This is a genomic window from Candidatus Chlorohelix allophototropha, from assembly GCF_030389965.1.
Lineage (GTDB): Bacteria > Chloroflexota > Chloroflexia > Chloroheliales > Chloroheliaceae > Chlorohelix > Chlorohelix allophototropha.
In genome coordinates, this window is record NZ_CP128400.1 from 1,218,751 (window position 1) to 1,236,653 (window position 17,903).

General features: G+C 45.9%; 13 protein-coding genes. 6 read left to right on the forward strand and 7 right to left on the reverse strand.

What is annotated here, in order from left to right:
• Positions 1-262: 262 nt before the first annotated feature.
• Complete coding sequence (locus OZ401_RS17860) at positions 263-796, reverse strand: LysM peptidoglycan-binding domain-containing protein (RefSeq protein WP_341471811.1); 534 nt, start codon at positions 794-796, stop codon at positions 263-265.
• 71 nt (positions 797-867) lie between these two features.
• Positions 868-2,970 carry a DNA polymerase gene (locus tag OZ401_RS17865; protein ID WP_341471812.1) on the reverse strand — a complete coding sequence of 701 codons (2,103 nt, stop codon included), beginning with the start codon at positions 2,968-2,970 and terminating at the stop codon, positions 868-870.
• Positions 2,971-3,182: 212 nt separating this feature from the next.
• Here OZ401_RS17865 and galE point away from each other — a divergent pair, with 212 nt between their 5' ends.
• Positions 3,183-4,169 carry a UDP-glucose 4-epimerase GalE gene (galE, locus tag OZ401_RS17870; protein WP_341471813.1) on the forward strand — a complete coding sequence of 329 codons (987 nt, stop codon included), beginning with the start codon at positions 3,183-3,185 and terminating at the stop codon, positions 4,167-4,169.
• A gap of 53 nt (positions 4,170-4,222) precedes the next feature.
• On the opposite strand, the gene trxA (OZ401_RS17875) is transcribed toward galE, so the two are convergent.
• A complete protein-coding gene (gene trxA, locus OZ401_RS17875) occupies positions 4,223-4,555 on the reverse strand; it encodes a thioredoxin (protein WP_341471814.1) in 333 nt (110 codons plus the stop codon).
• A gap of 69 nt (positions 4,556-4,624) precedes the next feature.
• Complete coding sequence (gene trxA, locus OZ401_RS17880; protein WP_341471816.1) at positions 4,625-4,963, reverse strand: thioredoxin; 339 nt, start codon at positions 4,961-4,963, stop codon at positions 4,625-4,627.
• A 302-nt stretch (positions 4,964-5,265) separates the two neighbouring features.
• On the opposite strand from trxA (OZ401_RS17880), the gene ubiE reads away from it, so the two are divergent.
• Together ubiE and OZ401_RS17890 are read left to right on the forward strand one after the other, a co-directional pair.
• Positions 5,266-6,033: a bifunctional demethylmenaquinone methyltransferase/2-methoxy-6-polyprenyl-1,4-benzoquinol methylase UbiE gene (gene ubiE / locus OZ401_RS17885; RefSeq protein WP_341471817.1), complete on the forward strand. Its 768-nt coding sequence runs from the start codon at positions 5,266-5,268 to the stop codon at positions 6,031-6,033.
• Between the two features lie 77 nt (positions 6,034-6,110).
• Complete coding sequence (locus OZ401_RS17890; RefSeq protein ID WP_341471818.1) at positions 6,111-6,779, forward strand: redox-sensing transcriptional repressor Rex; 669 nt, start codon at positions 6,111-6,113, stop codon at positions 6,777-6,779.
• A gap of 43 nt (positions 6,780-6,822) precedes the next feature.
• Here the strand turns inward: OZ401_RS17890 and OZ401_RS17895 are convergent, their stop codons facing one another.
• Complete coding sequence (locus tag OZ401_RS17895) at positions 6,823-8,175, reverse strand: alkaline phosphatase family protein (RefSeq protein ID WP_341471819.1); 1,353 nt, start codon at positions 8,173-8,175, stop codon at positions 6,823-6,825.
• A gap of 376 nt (positions 8,176-8,551) precedes the next feature.
• On the opposite strand from OZ401_RS17895, the gene hisC reads away from it, so the two are divergent.
• Positions 8,552-9,667: a histidinol-phosphate transaminase gene (gene hisC / locus OZ401_RS17900; RefSeq protein ID WP_341469884.1), complete on the forward strand. Its 1,116-nt coding sequence runs from the start codon at positions 8,552-8,554 to the stop codon at positions 9,665-9,667.
• Between the two features lie 42 nt (positions 9,668-9,709).
• Here hisC and rph read toward each other — a convergent pair whose 3' ends face one another.
• Positions 9,710-10,456: a ribonuclease PH gene (rph, locus tag OZ401_RS17905; protein ID WP_341469885.1), complete on the reverse strand. Its 747-nt coding sequence runs from the start codon at positions 10,454-10,456 to the stop codon at positions 9,710-9,712.
• Positions 10,457-10,598: 142 nt separating this feature from the next.
• Between rph and OZ401_RS17910 the strand changes: the two genes are divergently transcribed.
• Positions 10,599-12,965: an NYN domain-containing protein gene (locus OZ401_RS17910; RefSeq protein WP_341469886.1), complete on the forward strand. Its 2,367-nt coding sequence runs from the start codon at positions 10,599-10,601 to the stop codon at positions 12,963-12,965.
• A 755-nt stretch (positions 12,966-13,720) separates the two neighbouring features.
• The gene (locus OZ401_RS17915) at positions 13,721-14,893 is read left to right on the forward strand and encodes a hypothetical protein (protein WP_341469887.1); all 1,173 of its coding nucleotides are present in this window, start codon (positions 13,721-13,723) and stop codon (positions 14,891-14,893) included.
• A gap of 69 nt (positions 14,894-14,962) precedes the next feature.
• On the opposite strand, the gene OZ401_RS17920 is transcribed toward OZ401_RS17915, so the two are convergent.
• Entirely contained in the window at positions 14,963-17,899 is a 2,937-nt protein-coding gene (locus OZ401_RS17920) for a molybdopterin-dependent oxidoreductase (RefSeq protein WP_341469888.1), read from the reverse strand.
• Positions 17,900-17,903: the final 4 nt, after the last annotated feature.

Below are 17,903 nucleotides of genomic sequence, written 5' to 3' on the forward strand. Positions count from 1 at the left end.
ATATTTTAGATTCGCTGTGAACTAGCTGTAGAACCCCCGCTTTAGCCTGACACCATACTCAAGGTTTGTAATAGTACAGTAAATTGGAAATAAAACGGTAGTAGCAAGCCCGGAAAGTGCGACCAGTAAAAGTTCCCTTGAAAGGGTTCACTAACGCTCGGTTGAAATAATCAACTAGCACATAACGGTACGGCAGTCTCGCAGCGTATAGTTATGGGTGACGTAGATTTAAAATAATTTAGCCAGAGCTTAACAACTATTATTATCGAGTAGGTGTTGGCGTGACACGGGGCGGGATTTTCAGTTTTTGCCCGACTAAAAGTGAGTTAGGGTCATTCAAATTATTGAGCGATATTAGATCATCAATATCAACTTTAAGGCGTACTGCAATTCCGGTTAAGGTGTCTCCTGCCTGCACCACATAAACATCACCGCTTACCGATAGGGTTGGCGTAGAGGAAGGCGTACCTTTAATAGTAGTAGTTGGGCGAGGGGTTTGTGCCGGTGTAGCTGTTGGCAAAGGAGTCGCTGTAGGTAAGGCTTGAAAGGTTGACTGCGCATTTACAGTAAGGCGTTCATAGGATAGGGTGGGCGTGACAATAACAATATAAGGTGTTTGAAGTGTTCCACCGATAGGGGTAGAATATCCACAAGCAGTAAGAGTAGCTAAGGATAGCAGGAGAATAAAACAAGTTACAAGTTGTGCCCGCAATTTGATTTTCATATTCAGAATATACCCCCACAACTCGATCGAGTCAAGTTTCCAGATTGAGAAACGAGTAACGAATGATTTCAAAATCCACTCGATACCCGTTGCTCTTGACTGGAAATGCCCTACTCTTGTCGGGAGGAAGGACGGGTGAAACCTTATTTACTCCAGTAGTCGCCTATTTTTGCATCGGCGACGATTGGAACTTCTTTAAGAATTTCATGACCGGCGCGTATCATTTCATGTTCTACCAGTTTACAAACTTCTTCTGCCTGATCTTCGCGCACTTCCACTACAATTTCGTCGTGTACAGTGTTAACTACTTTGGCATCATAGGCTACCAGACGTTCGCGCAAAAATACCAGCGCCATCTTAGTCATATCGGCATTACAGCCCTGAATAGGGGCGTTCTTACCCTGCCGCTCGATTTCAGAAGAACGCTTTCGGTAATCCGGGTCATCTGAAGATGGCAGATTATAATAACGTTTGCGCCCCAGAGGGGTAGGGCTATATCCCTTTTTCACCGAGTCGCGCCCGGCTTTATCCAGCCATTTTTGTACACCACTGAAGGCTTTAAAATAGGCGCTAATCAATTCGCGTGCTTCATCCACTGTTTTATCAATGCGTACTGCTAACCCTTGCGGACCCATCCCATAAGCCAGCCCAAAGTTAATTGCTTTAGCGGCATTGCGCTGTTCTTTTGATACATCTTCTACGCGAACCTGGAACATTTGACTGGCTGCTAACTTATGCAAATCTCCGCCTGTGCGGAAAGCTTCAAGGAAGGCGGGGTCACTGCTCAGTTCTGCCAGAATACGCAACTCTGCTTGAGAATAGTCGCAGGTAATCAGCTTGTAGCCTTCTTGTGCGATGAAGCAGGAGCGGAAATCGGAAGTGGCGGGAATTTGCTGCACATTGGGGTTCGAGCAGCTAAAACGCCCTGTATCTGCGCCATACTGGATAAAATCAGGATGAATGCGTCCGGTTTCGGTTCTGACTTGCGCCAATAAGCCCTCGCCGAAGGATCCAAGCGTTTTTTCGTGGCTGCGATATTCCAAGAGCTTTTTAACTGCAGGGTGATTATATTTATTCAACGTGGCTTCAGAGGTATCTTCCAGCACGATACCTAGCTTACCGAACTCGGTCATAATTTGCTGACTGCTGTTCAGGTTGATCAAATATTCATCGTTTCCGAACATTGAGCCTTGTTTGGTAGCGCCTCCGGGTAGCATTGACATTAACTCGTCCCGCGCTAGATCACGTTTCTTTTCTACTTCTGCGAGGATGGCGCGCCATTTATTGGTATCCAACTTACAACCTGCCAGTTCGAGATCGCCTACTGCGGCTACACAACGGAATTCAAGATCAGCGACCTTGAACATCTTTTCCTCTTTAAGTTTGGCGAGTTGTTGGGCATATATTGGGAAAAGGCACAGTGCGTCACGGGCAGCATAAGCTAGCTGATCTTGCGAAACATGCCCGACGGAATTAGCCCCATAGAAGGTTTTTCGCACCTCCTTATCCATAATCTCCCCGGTATAGCGTTTTACCAGCGCTGCCAAATTATTTTCTTTGCTGACACCGGCGGTTAGCAAGCGTTCTGCCAACATTGTGTCATAGATATTTTCCAGCACGATATCGGCGCGCTCTTTCAGCATTTCATAATCGAACTTGGCGTTTTGTAAAATCTTCAGGATGCGCGGGTTCTCTAGCAAACGTTTTAAGGGTGTCAGACGTACTTTGGTAGCGTCGATAATGTAGCATATTTGTGGAGAGGCAACCTGTACCAGTAGCAATTTGGAGGTAAAAGGATCCAAACCGCTAGTTTCAGTGTCAATTCCCAACAATTGCTCATGGAGAAGTAGGTCTATTACTTGTTCTAACCGCAAATTGTCCGAAATCAGCTCGAATTTGATCGGTGGCATCCCATCGGACTGAATGACCGGGTAGGTAGTAGTGCCGAAGTTCTCGGCTATATTGCTATGGTCAACTTTGTTATAGGCTACTCGTGGTTTAGGTTCGGTGGGTGTAGGCACAGTTTTTACAGGCGCTTTTTTCTTCGTTTCTTCGAGCGCTACTAACTGGGCAGCTTTACGCGCGGAAGTTTCTTCCGTATATTGCTTCAGTATCTCTAGATACTCATTTTCACTACGGAAAGTAATTTCAGGATTACTTGAACTTTTGCTAACAGTAGGAAGCAATTCTTCGAAGGCGGGTAATTCTGATTTGTCTTGCTTTAGTGATTCGTCCAGTTTTAACATTTATGTAGTTTTTGATTCCTGTAAGAGTTTTTAGAACAATTTTACGATGTTTATTTTATAATAATTCATCAAAAAAGTTAATCCCTTTATCCACCAATTTTATCCACTACTTTTCCACCGTTCTCCACATATGCACAGTTGCGTTAAGGTTTAAAGTGCCGTAATATCGCTAAGAAGTTCAATGTTAAAAATAAGAAGGAGCTAATATACGTATGAAAGTACTTGTGACCGGTGGTGCAGGCTATATCGGGGCGCATACCGTGCGCGAATTGGTCAATCGTGGTTACGAAGTGGTTGTGTTAGATAATATGGAATACGGCTACGAAAAAGCCTTACTGGGTCAGGCAAAACTGGTACGTGGAAACATTGCCGATTCAGCTTTATTGGATAGCCTTTTCCAGACAGAAAAACCCGATGGAGTAATGCACTTCGCTGCTTACAAAAATGTGGGTGAATCGGTTGCAAACCCCTCCAAATATTTCAATAACAATGTGACCGGAACTTTGAGCTTGTTAGATGCAATGGTACGCAATAACATAAACTATTTTATTTTTTCTTCAAGTTGCTCGGTGTATGGTACACCTCAAAACTTGCCCGCCAGCGAAACTAATAACCCTTTTAACCCTGAAAGCCCTTACGCCTTGTCCAAATATATGGTGGAACAGATTTTGAAGTGGTACGACCATTCTTTTGGACTACGTTCTATTAGCCTTCGCTATTTTAATGCTGCCGGAGCATCTTTTGATTCTAAAATCGGGGAAGACTGGACGATGTCATTAAATCTGGTGCCGGTGGTGTTGAAAGCGGCGTTGGGTGTAACTCCCAAAGTGTTGATTTTCGGCAATGATTACCCTACCCGTGATGGCACATGTATCCGGGATTATATCCATGTGGTTGATCTCGCCGATGCACATGTGGCAGCGCTCGAACACCTGCGTGCAACCAATCAGACTACTGCGTATAATCTTGGTACTGGAGAGGGCAGCACAGTACAGGATGTAGTTGATTTGGCAAAGCGTATCAGTGGCGTAGATTTTGTAGCGGAAGTGGTTCCCCGGCGATTAGGCGATCCGGTTGGTATTTGGGCGGATACCTCGAAAGCAGAAATTGAGTTGAACTGGAAAGCTAAATACAGACTTGAAGAAATAATTCGTACTGCTTGGGAATGGCACAGTACACATCCAAACGGGTATAAATAAGCTAAAAGACCCTCCCAATGTCGGGAGGGTCTTTTAATTACTACGGTTCTGCTTTAAGAGAGTAGCGGGTCAATCTGGGAAAGAATGCGTGCCTTGGGCTGATTACCTACCAGTTGAGCGGCAGGCTTGCCGTTCTTGAACAAAATCATAGTAGGAATGCTCAGGATACCGAATTTGCTGGCAACTTCCGGATTGTCGTCCACATCCATCTTAACGACTTTAAGTTTACCGATTTTCTCATCTGCAATCTGTTCAAGGGTCGGTGAAAGCATTTTGCACGGACCACACCAAGTTGCCCAGAAATCTACCAACACCGGTTGCTCGTTGCTGGCGTTGATAACTTCCTGCTGGAAGGTATTGTCGGAAACTACTGCTGGTTTAGCCATTTTTTAATAACTCCTCTAATTTGCTAAATAATCTGATTATAAGAGCGTTGTGATTGCTACCACTTTGCCCTAGTTTTTAATAAATTGTTCGATTTGGGCTAAAATCTGATCTTTTGGTCGGTTACCTACAATTTGTTTGACGGCTTTGCCATCCTTGAAGAGTATCAAGGTTGGAATACCCATTATACCCAAATTTCGTGCAGTTTGCGGGTTTTCGTCCACATTTAACTTTACTATTCTGAGTCTATCGGAATTTTCATTGGCAATTTGTTCAAGCGTTGGCGCTATCATTTTACAGGGACCACACCATTCAGCCCAGAAATCTACCAAAACAGGTTTGTCACTGCTGCTGGCGATAACATCCTGTGAAAAAGAATTGTCACTGATTGTTAAGGGTTTAACCGCCATAAAAAAAGGACTCCTCGTTTGATCAAACACTTTTAATTATTACACATACTAATACTTTTACGTAAAAGTAAGGGTAAAGTTTTATATATAAACCATATTAATTCGGCTAACAATCTAGTATAGCTATCCCTATTTACTATGTCAATATATTCACAATCTTCATATCCCTTCTCTATGCAGCTAAAAAGCGCCGAATTTAGCCCAGTAGTTGGATAAGAATCGATGTGGTTTGCCTCACATTGTGAAATTGTGATATAATTATCGATGATCATTCAAATTTATGGAGAGTAAGAAGTAGGTTCATGAACAGGGAAACAAAAGATTCGGTTGAACATGTAATTCCAACCGAGCGCCTTCCGGGATTTAAATCCGAAGCTAAGTCAACTTATGTAAATCGTATGTTTGGGCAAATTGCTCCGAAATATGATTTGATGAATCGTTTAATGACTTTCGGGCTAGATCAGGGCTGGCGTAAGGTGGTAGTGCAAGAGTCACGGCTTACGCCCGGTGGCATTGCGCTAGATGTTGCAACCGGAACGGGCGACATCGCGCTTGCGCTTGCAGAGGCAGTTGGGCAGACTGGCAAGATTATAGCTAGTGACTTCAGCCTTGAGATGATGCGTCCGGGTCCTGGAAAGGCTGACAAAAAAGGTGTAGGCAAGGTGATACAGTTCATGGCAGCCGACGCTCTTGATCTGCCTTACCTTAATAACACTTTTGACGCAATTACAACCGGTTTTGCTATGCGCAATGTGTCGGACATTGAACGGGCGTTTTCCGAAATGTGCCGGGTGGTTAAACCGGGTGGTCGCGTAGTTTGCCTCGAAGTAGCCAAGCCAAAGTTTGCGTTGGTGCGGTGGGGACACCAATTGTATTTTAACCGTATAGTACCCATTATCGGTGGTCTTATTAGTGGGCACAGGGAAGCTTATACTTATCTCCCCGAATCAGCTAAGAACTTCCCTCCGCCGGAACAGCTTAAACAGATAATGGAAAAAGCGGGACTACGTGATGTGCGATTCAAGCTGTATGGCTTAGGCGCAGTTGCTATACACGTTGCCTCTAAATAGCAACCTATGTGTGGATAGATAGCACAGACCGGCTTATCCGGCGAAGGTGCAGGTTGACGTGAAAGGATGCTAGCTCCATGTCCATAAATGACCCGGAGATACCGGATATTGTTATCAGAAGACTGCCGATTTATGCTCAAACTTTGACCTATTTAACAGGTGAAGGCGTAACTACTGTAAGTAGTAGTGAGCTTGGCGCTAGAATTGGCGTAACGGCTGCTCAAATCCGACGTGACCTGAGCTATTTTGGTGAATTTGGCAAGCAGGGCAAAGGCTATAATGTCCAGTTTTTATTAAACCAAGTTCGCGATATTTTACATCTTGGGCACTCTTGGGGAGTGGCGTTGGTCGGTGTTGGTTTACTAGGCAAAGCAATTGTTCATTACACCGGATTTAAAGATAAAGGCTTTGAGATAAAAGCTCTTTTCGACTCTGATACCCGCAAACTGGGCGGTGAAGAGATGGGAATGACTGTAAACCACTTTTCTAAAATCCCCGAAATTATTCCCGAACTAGGGCTGAACGTGGCAATTGTGGCTGTGCCTGCTCATAGCGCTCAGGAGGTAGTCGATCTGCTGATAAAAGCTGGAGTAAAAGCCATTCTCAATTATGCACCCATCACGGTTCAGGTTCCGGCGGATGTGCGTATTCGTTCGCTAGACCCGGTTGCAGCGCTTCAAAGTATGACTTATTACCTCAACCCTGACCCTAAAGCGCGTAGCAGAAACGGAAAACACAGCAAATAAAAAAAGGCGGGTTGCAAAACCCGCTTTTTCTTTGCCTAACTTTTTACTGGTTTAAGCGCATAGCCAGAAATGGCACAAGCATCTCCGCGCGTGTAAGTCCGCCATGTACCCCTACAAGGAAGCTCAGACGGTCAACGCCCTTGAGTCTTTGCCTGACTTGCCAATTATCCAACGGGCATAATACAAGGTCACCTACCCGGTCGAGGCATTGCTGAGAGGGTTCTTTCTCAGGTTCACCAAATAGCCCGGCAGCCAATGCCTCGTTGCGGGTCAATGCTACTACTTGCCCCTTGAATTTGGCTTCAATGTAGGCGCGCGTTCGTTCCAGTACCCCTGTTCCGTTACGTAGATGTAAATAGGTAGCGCGACTTTCTCCGGTAACAGGCGTAATCAGTGCGCTGGTAAGCGCGGCGTGATCATTCAGCCACACAATACGGTCGTCGGGACCATGAATTTGCCCATGATCGGCAGTTATGATCAAAAGTACATCCTCGCGCTGCAAACGCGAGAGTATTTCACGCTTTAGCGAAAAGTCAATCGCTGCCAGTTCCGCCTCATAGTTAGGCTGAAGTGGACCGTAAGCGTGTGCAGTAGTGTCAATAGTGGAGATATAGGCATAGGTATAACTTTTCTGCTTACCCCCGACAGGTAATTGTTCGATTGATTGGCGTATAGTTGCCATTGCATCGGCAGGCGTATAATACCCGTTATATTTTGCCTTCGACCCTGAAGAGGTGAAACGGCTGATGCCAGAATTCTCAAAAGCGTAATAATTTATCTGCGAAGTTTTGATGCCTTTACGCTCTAGCATGGTAAAAATATTCGGTACAGGCACAAGCGTTTCCTGATTCAGATGTTGGGTAGAAATGGAAAGAGAAGAATCGAAAGCAGCAGCGAAGCGAATCAAGTTCACACTTACACCCAAATCTGGAAAGAAGTTATAAGTCCCCATAATGCCATGATCTTGAGGTGCGCGTGCAGTTGCTACCGAAGTCAGGGCGGTGGTGGTGGTACTGGGATAAACCGAAGTGATGGGCGCATAGAAATTATGTGGGTTTTGGGTCACTTGCTCGAAGCTCGGCACTTTGCCCGCTTTGATCTGGTTTTCAAGTTGGTCATACCCAAGCGCATCTATTAACAAAACTACAATATGATTAATCGGGCTTTGTTTCGTCAATTGTTCAAAAGCGCCGCTTATCTCATTGGAGTTATACATTGTCGGGTTATAAGCCGGAACGGTTGCGCCCTCTGCCCCAAGTAATTTCAAGGCAAGCGCGGGAATATTAGTCAGCCCCAAGCCGTCATAACTAGGGCGAACCATATCGGAACCAAAAAAATCCGGTAACTGCTGTTTTTGCAGCAAATTTCTCTCTGCAATTTCTTTGAGATTACTCATCTATCTACTCCTGATCAAACTCCAGTCGAATTATCGCGTTTCAATTTTAGCAGTATTCGACCTCTTTTTATAGTTCTATTGTTCTAGACTTTAACAGGGAATGGTGCAACCAGTTTTAGCAGAAATCAACTCAGGTTTTAGAAAGCAACAAAACCTAATCGGAAAACTAAGCTTTTCGCTATGCCCCTTGTTGACATATTAAATAATGTGTATAATGGCACAGGCAAAATATTAAAACAATGTTCGGACAAAAAGCTGAGCAGGTTTTTTGCTAAATCATAGTAGTAATTTGTTAAGTCAGAAAACAAGAACAGACTTTAACAGAGAGAAAGAGATAAGAACACGGACGGCGTGATGCAGAGGAGTGGCTCACATATTGCCTTCTGAACCATATGAGGTGGATATAGAGGCATTAGTCCGCCCAGATATAGTGGAGATGGAGAGCCATCTGCCGGGGGATTCGTTAGAGGTCGCCAGTAGACGATTGGGTTTTGAGCCTGAAGAAATCATTAAGCTGGATGCTAACGAAAACCCATTTGGTTGTTCGGTACGGGTACAGGAATTATTAGCCAGTTTCGACGCTTATCATCGTTACCCGGACACATTGATGACCGGGTTGCGCAGCAGGTTGGAAGCTTATACCGGTATACGTCGAGAGCGAATACTGCTGACAAATGGCGTGAGCGAACTGGCAGACCTCGTGATGCGGGTTTTGCTAAAACCGGGTGATGAGGTCATAATTTGTCCTCCAACTGTGCAATTTTACCGCTTCTATGCTAATTTGGCGGGAGCACAGGTAGTGGAGGTGCCGCGCAATTCTAGCACTTTTGAAGTGCAAGTTGAACACGTATTGGCGGCAGTAAGCGAGCGCACCAAGTTAGTAGTGATCGGCTCGCCGAATAATCCCACCGGCAACTTAATATCTCCACTCGAGGTGGTAAAACTCCTTAAAACTGGAGTGGTCGTACTCGTAGATGAAAGTTTCTACGAATTTGCAGGAAATAGTGTTGCCAACCTGGTTACGGAATTTGAGAACCTAGTAGTAGCCCGAAGCTTTAGTCATTGGGCTGGGTTGGCTGGAATGCGTGTTGCTTACGGTCTCTTTTCACAAGAGATTCTCAAGCACGTTTGGAAGTTGCGTGCAGTTTACAAGCTTGACGCTGCGCAGCAGTTAGCCATAGAGGCTGTTCTGGATGATCCACGCTACTATGAGACCGTAATTGGCTGGATAAAGAATGAGCGTGGTCGCTTGTTCCGCCAATTGCGCAAGTTAAATTTTCTGCAACCGTACCCCTCAAATGCAAATTTCGTCCTCTGCAAGGTAGTCCGGGGTGATGCTTTTAAAATAAAAAAGCGTTTAGAGAGGCAAGGTATTTTTGTCAGATACCTGAACCTCCCTGGTTTACCTGAATATCTCCGTATCTCCGTGGGGCGCGCCGAAGACACCGACGCGCTTATGCGATGCCTGTTCGCAATGGCGGAGGAACTTTGAACGTTGTACCTGAAAATCAAAAAAGTTGGGCTTGCTCCGGGCTTATGCCTCGGAGATAGCTTGCTTCTGGATTTCAAAAAGTTCACGAATACCCTTTTCAGCAAGGCTCAGCATGGCATCAATGTCGTTCCGGCTGAACGGACTACCTTCTGCTGTCCCCTGTACTTCTACGAATTCGCCGCTGTCCAACATCACAACATTGAAATCTACCGCCGCCGCGCTATCTTCACTGTAATTAAGATCAAGGACATGTTGTCCCTGTACAATCCCTACGCTCACCGCGGCGATTGCGTTAGTAAGAGGAAAAGTATCTATAAGACCCTTTTTTTGCAACCACTTGCAGGCAAGCGCGAGCGCCACGTAACCGCCCGTTATCGAAGCGGTACGAGTTCCTCCGTCGGCTTGCAAAACGTCACAATCAACAATAATTTGCCTCTCTCCGAGGCTGACAAAATTAACAATACCTCTCAGGCTACGCCCGATGAGGCGCTGAATTTCCTGGGTTCGACCGCTGACCTTTCCAACCGCCGCTTCACGAGGGGTTCGGGAGTGAGTCGCCCGTGGCAGCATCGAATATTCAGCAGTAACCCAACCAATCCCTTTGCCCGCACGGTAGGGCGGAACCTTCTCGTCTACGCTGGCAGTGCAAAGCACCCGGGTTTTTCCAAACTCAACCAAAGCAGAACCTTCCGCCCACTCCACAACATTGGGTGTAATACGTACTCCGCGCAATTGGTCGAGCAATCGCTCATCGCCTCGCCCGACCTTTTTTATTCTGGAATTAGACAACTTAAGTACCCCCTATCATTTGTCCGAAAGAATGTTACAAAAAACACGGCTTCTATATATGCAGTATCAAGTATAGACACGGCAATGAAGCGGGTCAACTCTATTGAGAGTTTGCTAGAGGCTTGAAAGGATTAGATTTAACATGGCAATATATCCAAATATATATAACCGCAAGGAAGAAGAAACAGATCAGGTAGCCTTATTCATAGATTGGGATAACCTTGTAATTAGTAATTATGCCGACCGTGGCAGCAATCGTCCTAATCTCGACGTGCTGATTGCAAAGGCACAATCTTATGGCACTTTGGTGCTTGCCCGTGCTTACGCCGAATGGTCAAATACCGTTGATCGTCTTGAAGTTTACAAAGCTGGCGTTGAAACCGTTTACGCTCCCGTTTTTCACGCTGATCGTGATTTGAGCGGACAAACCGGTAAGGGCAAGAGCCTTGCAGACCCGGTGATGGTGACCGATTGTGTGGACTTCTTACATTTGATGCCCAGTGTCCGCACTTACGTACTTGTAACCGGTGATAAAGATATGATGCCGGTGGTGCGCCTTGCTAAAATGCGTGGGCGGCGGGTAGTTGTTGTCGGACCGGATTATGTGGCAAATGTTTTGCAGCAAATTTGTGATGAGTTTGTGCCTTACCGCGTATTGTTGGCGCAAGCTTCGCTGCCTTCCGACCCGTATGCTGCCTATTATCAAGGGGTTTATTCACAGCAATCATCTGCACAGCAATATTACCAACAACAGCCCACCCCACCCCAAAACCAACAGCAAACCACTGTTGTAGGGCGAAATGGACGACGCTTGGCAGGAAATCGACGTGGTACTCCTCCGCCGACAAGCGTGGGTCAACCCTATATGCAGGTTCCTATCCCGCAGCAGCAACAGCCTTCCTATCCTGCTCCGACCGCTTATACTGGACAATATCAACCAGCAACATCAGGTAACTATCCTGTTGTGACAAACTCTTACCAACCTGTTCAGCAACCGCAGCCTCAGCCTGTGCAGGCTCCGGTTCAAGCAGTTCCGGTAGTAACAACTCCGCCACCTGCCCCAACCAAGCCTGCTGCCTCGACTAACGCACAGGCAACTTCGCATGCTTCCAATTTTGAGGATATTAAAGAAGTAATCCGCAATATTCTGTCCCAACGTTCTACCAGTGGTAGAGCGCAAATGCGCGCCCGCGATCTCAAAGAAGATTTGCTACGCCGAATACCTAGTTTTAATGAACGCCGCTATGGATTCAGCAAATTCAAAGCCCTACTTTCAGCTTTAGAGCTTGCTAATATCCTGCAAATGGATCAAATCGGACATATTTTATGGGTTTCTATGCCGGGCACACCTCGAATGGATGCTTCCGAGAGTGGGTATGATGATACCGATGGGGTTAACGATGGCGAGTCTTCCATAGATATGGATTCCGAAGAAAACTATGAGGTTGCCGGTGAAGAAACGGTAACTGAAGCAGTTGCTGAAACGGCTGAGAACTTGTCGGATGACTATCAATCGGGGACACCTGAAGTTCAATTGGACGTAGCCACTGAAGCGCCTGCTCCTGTCGTTGAATCAGAAGAACAGGAAGCGGCGGCGATTACTTCCAGCAACCGCGGACGTTCGGTTTCATCCTTCCATAAGGAAACGAGCGTATCACCTTTTGGACCTAAACCTACATTACTTGACCAACCTCACTTCCAGGAAGTTATTGTTTTGATAGAGGGTTTACGCCATCGCAATCGCTGGCTTGGTTACGAATTATTGCTTTCCAACGTTCGCGACTATTTAAATAAACATGGTATGAACGAGAATGAAGCCAAGAGCCACGCCGGAACAATACTCTCTCGTCTTTTAAGTGAAGGTGTCTTGAAAATGGCGGTGGAAGTGCATTCCCGTGGCGCTCGCAAGATGCGCGTACAGGTAGCACATTTGCAGGAAGATCACAAAGCGGTTAAATATGCAATGTTGGCAGCAGCAGAAGCACAATCGCATATGGAGCAGATGCCTGACGAATTGAATGCCGCGCCCATGGTTGCGCCGCATCCTGAAATGACTGCTACTCAGGAAATTGCGCAAGATGAAATTGTCGAGCAAGTAGCCGAAGTTGAGTCGGCTCCAGAAATCGAAGCTTCATCCCCAAGCGTGCCTGATACCTTTGGTTATTTCGGGCTTTTGAGCTACTCCGCTGAACCGTTGCCGGAACTTCCGACTGATGAAGTGGATGTAGCAGAGGTGGAACAGCCGGAGCAAGTGGTAGAGGTAGAAGATCAGACCGAAGAAGGGGTAGATGATATCGAAGTAGCTACTGAGGAAGGCGCGGTTGAGGATGAGGTTATGTCTGCTGATACGGCAGATAGTTTGGAAGCGACTCCACGCCCTCGCCGTCGTCCACCGCTCAGGGTTAAACTCGATATGGACGGCAAGCCTTTTCCACGTCGTCGTCGTCCAATAAAGATACCGCATGGAAACGGTTCTGAAAATGCCGAAGGCGGAAATTCAGAAAACTAAAATAGCCTTTTCAAAACCCCCTCTTCTATTCAAAAAGAGGGGGTTTTTGATAATAAAGTCTAATCAGAGTTAATACCAATTAATATTGACATTGCTTCCCCCCATGAGTTATACTTTATTTAATCTTAATGGATTCCTCACTCTTTTATAACGAATCCTTTCGGATTTCTTAATTAATCATTTACAACATAGTATGATTTGAACCTAAATTTCTCAATCTAGAGAAGCTCTAAATGATTAATATAAAGAATGAAGAATTAACAAATCGTTAAGAGGAATTCTAACAACAGCGATGAAATAGAGACGGCAGGTAACGATACCTGATACGGACTCTAAACGGGTAATATTTGAACGATTGCTTGGCTTAAAAATGTTATTTGCAAGGTTGCAAATGACTCCAACAAAACTGGAATCGGTAATTTGATGTTATATATTAATTTATTACCAAATCTGGTAGTGGTTGGTTTAGCCGAATTTTATTTTTGAAAATTGCAGTTTTAAAAGTGTTCCAGCAAGCCAAAATATTGATGCTTGTTCCGGTAAGAAAATGATGTCGAAGTATAATGAGAATTGCGGAGTTGAGTCCACTCGTAATTCTTGCGATGCATCTGGACGTTAACACAATTAAGAATTAGGCAATTATTTAGGAAATCAAGCTATGCCTTGTTCCAGCCATTACCTTTCGATGATGCAGGTAAGCTAAGCTAAATCGAGTAGGGTGTACTTAACTCAAGGGCTCAGAAAGAAGAAATCTTATGGGACGCGAAATCAGAAAAGATGCGTCCAGAGCGGATATCGGTGGTTCGCAAAGTGATATTGTCCATCTGACGGCTGCTGCCGCCGCTAAAGCCGCTGCTACTGCATTATTAACAAATCAGGTTATAAAAAGGGTGCGAATGAATGTGCCCGGTGGTGGTGTAGCACATTTCAAAGTCCAAAAATGCGTTATTGAATCCGGAAGTGCACTGTGCTCAATTATTGGTACCCCTGAAGCATTGCCCGAAACTGAAACCCCAGAAGTTTGGGTTAGAGTTATGTGGGAACATAGCCTTAGCCCGGTTGTAGATTCAGCACTTGAACCTGTTCCAGCTTTAGATCCCCGCGTTGAATTACACTGGCTTACTCTTTCTCCTGTAAATACTGATGAATCCACCGCACTCCAAGCAGTGCCGTTATTGCTTCACTTTATCGCCTCCACTCATGAAGAAGAAAAAGCATTAAGCCTAATTCCACGTGAACTGGTAGCTAGTGCGATCACCGAAGCTATTAACTCAATATCTCCCGACAGGCTGGAGCGCGGAGTGCGAGTTATGATTGGATTGGCTCATGAGAGTTCCTTCAAATTACCTAACCTGCAAACCAAGTTAGAACAGTCATACCAATATAACGATGGGGTGAATTTGTCCGATCTGGATAACACTACGGCTCTAACTCACCTCGCTTTATCGCTCGATTCGGTCGGTAGCGGTATCTTACCTATGCTTAACAATTCAAATGAAGTATTCATAGATTTGTCTCAGCATAATTTGTCGCTACAAGCTGCCCTGAATCATGCTTTTTCATTTGAATTACTTGATTCTATAACGATTTGCGGTAATTTTAATTCGATTCAGCAAATTGCACTTGGGGGACAGGCAGAGCAGAATAATACCGAATTTGATACCAGCCTAGTAACTCAACTGGCAACTCGTTTTAATTTACCGATAGGAACGGTTCAGAGCTTGCGAGAAGCCTTCAGCTTATCAAACCTGATGAAACTCATAAACCATGACGGTCTTGGTTGGATATTCGATAAAATTTGCGAAGGCGCTTGCGCTGAACTACGCAAGAGTGTTTCGCAGAAAATCCGCCTTACTGTGATTATATTCGGTAGTAGCGGGGCAATACTCGGTCGCACGACCTTTGAGCCGGGAATTTTGCAGTTATAATAATTTCTCAAGAAAAAGGGGGACGGTTCTAAAAACCGCCCCCCTTTTTTAATTTTATTCCAAACTAGATTATGAGCGGCTTGGTACTACCTGTAAACCTTCTGCAGTTTGCAGCAATCCGGCAAGGCTTTTCCGCACGAATTGTACCGAAACAGCGGTATTTTTAAGCTCAGGAGAACCGCTACGCTCGTCAGTAGCGCGGCTTGTGACCACGAAACCGGGCGCTTCACGGAACATCCAAGGCATAAATACATAACCTCGCGGTTGAGTGTCGGTGACTTTAGCTTTGATTTCAATTGCACCATAAGCCGAAGCAACTTTTACAATATCGCCACTTTCGATATTGAGTTTCTTCGCTTCAACCTCATTAATCTCCAACTCCGGTTCAGGATCGAGCGCTTCAGGCACGTAATTGCGGCGCAGCATTACCCCGCTGCGGTCGTTGGCGTAGGAAGCACGCCCTACCGACAGGATTAGCGGGTAATCACGGCTTACGGTTGTTTTGCTGGCATTGTAGCGCGCTACTACAAACCTTGCTTTACCCGATGCCGTTGCAAATTTGTCTTTGAACAGGATCGGTGTACCGTCTTCGGCTACTCCCTCGGTGCTAACCGGAGTCTGTGGACCAAAGCGGGTTAAAGCATAAGGATATTTGCGACTATAATCTGCTCCCGGGAACAACAAACCCGGCTTGAAGGTGGAAATAGTGCGACTTCGCTCTAATTTCTGGAGTGTAACACCTTGATACAACCTGTTCGTCCGTGCAATTTCTTCGAGAATGTCGGCTGCCGATTTATAGTTATTGGCGAAACCGGGACGATTTAGCAGTTCGGTCAGGATTTTCCAGTCCGGTTTCGCAATTCCCGGAGCTGACAATGCTTTGCGAACTCGGCTGACTCGGCGTTCGGTACTTGTATAAGTACCATCTTTCTCGGCATGACCAGCGGCAGGGAGAATGAAATCGGCAAATTTGGCAGTTTCACTCATGAAAAGGTCTTGTACAATTAACAGTTCTACCTTTTCGAGTGCCCTTTGTATCAATTGCAGATTAGGCGCAGTTACCAGCGGGTTCTCACCTACAATGTACAATGCTTTAACTTGTCCGGCTTCGGCGGCTTTGAAAATATCCATAAATTTCAAGCCCGGTTTAGCCGGTATAGCTTCATTGGCTTGTCCGAACCATAGGGTTTCCAGTACCGCGCGACCTTCATTGTTGGTAACGGGTACATAGCCGGGCAAGAAATCCGGTAAGCATCCCATATCCGCAGCACCCTGATCATTTGCTTGATCAAGAATACCGTTCAAACCGCCGCCTTGTCGTCCAAGGTTTCCGGTTAACAGGGTTAGGTTTGCCAACGTATGCACATTCTCAACGCCATTAGTCCATTGTGTAATGCCAGTACCGTAGACTATGGCAGATGCTGGATATTTCCCATCCTTGCCCGTGTTGCCTTTACCAGCACCTCCGGTAGCATATAGACGCGCCGCTTCCAGCAATTTAGCCGCCGGAACACCAGTAATCGCGCTTACTTTCTCTGGCGTGTATTCAGACAGCGAGGATTTCCAAGCTTCAAAGTCGGTGGTACGTGCCGAGATAAAATCAGTGTTTAACAAGTTTTCTTTGAAGATGATGTAGGCGAGACCGTTAAACAGCGCGGCATCAGTTCCCGGCTTGATTTGCAACCACAGATGGGCGCGTTCAGTCCAGCGGGAAGGGCGTGGGTCAACCACTATAACTTTCAAAGCTTTGCGCCGTTGTACTGCTTCTTGCCAGTGGTAGCTAATAACCGGAGCGGTATTTTCTAGGTCTGAACCAGCGATAAGCATGCAACCGGAATAATCTTTCACATCGTGTACGGTGTTGGTCATTCCAAACATACCGAACTGGCTTAGCAGCGCGTTTATTGATGCCCCGTGATTGAACCGGATTGAGTTGTCGATATTATTCGAGTTCATCACGCCACGAGTGAATTTTTGGAGAAGATAATTCTCTTCGTTGGTGAGTTTCCCGCTGGCAATTGCCGCGAATTGATCACCCTTATATTTGTTGAGGCGATTTAGAATTTCGTTATAAGCCTGATCCCAGCTTATTTCGACAAATTCTTCGCCCTTGCGCATCAACGGTGAGGTCAAACGGTCTTTGCTATTGATATATTGGTGTCCGTAGCGACCTTTTACGCATGAGCGTCCATCGCCTACGCCTGCTGCTTCGTTGAAGGTTATTTTTTCTATCAGCCCGGTATTTACCTCGGCTTCAAGATTCACTTGGCAACCTGTACTGCAATAGTTACAAGTAGTGGGCGTGCGTTTGAGATTCCAGTTCAAGAAGGTATTTTCAAATTGCACATGCATCAGACAACCTACCGGGCAAACTTCTACGCACATACCGCAACTGGTGCAGGGGGTTGTAGTGGTGAGGTCTCCGCCCCAAGCTGAGTCGATGTAAGATTCAATACCGCGATTGGCGAAACACAGGGCTTTTGCACCGACCAGTTCTTCGCAAACACGCACACATTGCCCGCAATTCACGCAGCGATCGCGCTTGATAACAATAGCAGGGCTGAGATAATCCACCTCATACCAGTCTTTTGGACGTGCCAGGCGGTTTTCGCTTATGCCATAGTGCCAAGTTGCATTTTGTAGATCGCATGCGCCGCTGGAAGGGCAAATGGGGCAATCGAGCGGGTGGTCTATCAATAGAGATTCGAGAATAAACTGCTTGACTTCGCGTACTTGGTCATTGCTGTTTTCGGTAAAGATTACCATGCCGTCTTTGCACTCTAAGGCGCAGGAGATTTCAAAGTCAAACCCCCACTTGCTAACTGTACCTACCGTGCACATACGGCAAGAGCCGAAGGGACGTACATCGGGGTGAGCGCACATGTTGGATATATAAATACCCGCTCTCTTAGCCGCTTCAATCGCGAATGTACCTTTCGGCACACTTACCTCGACATTATCTATAGTTACTTTGACCAGTTGCACACCCTGGGTCGCATCAGCCATAAAT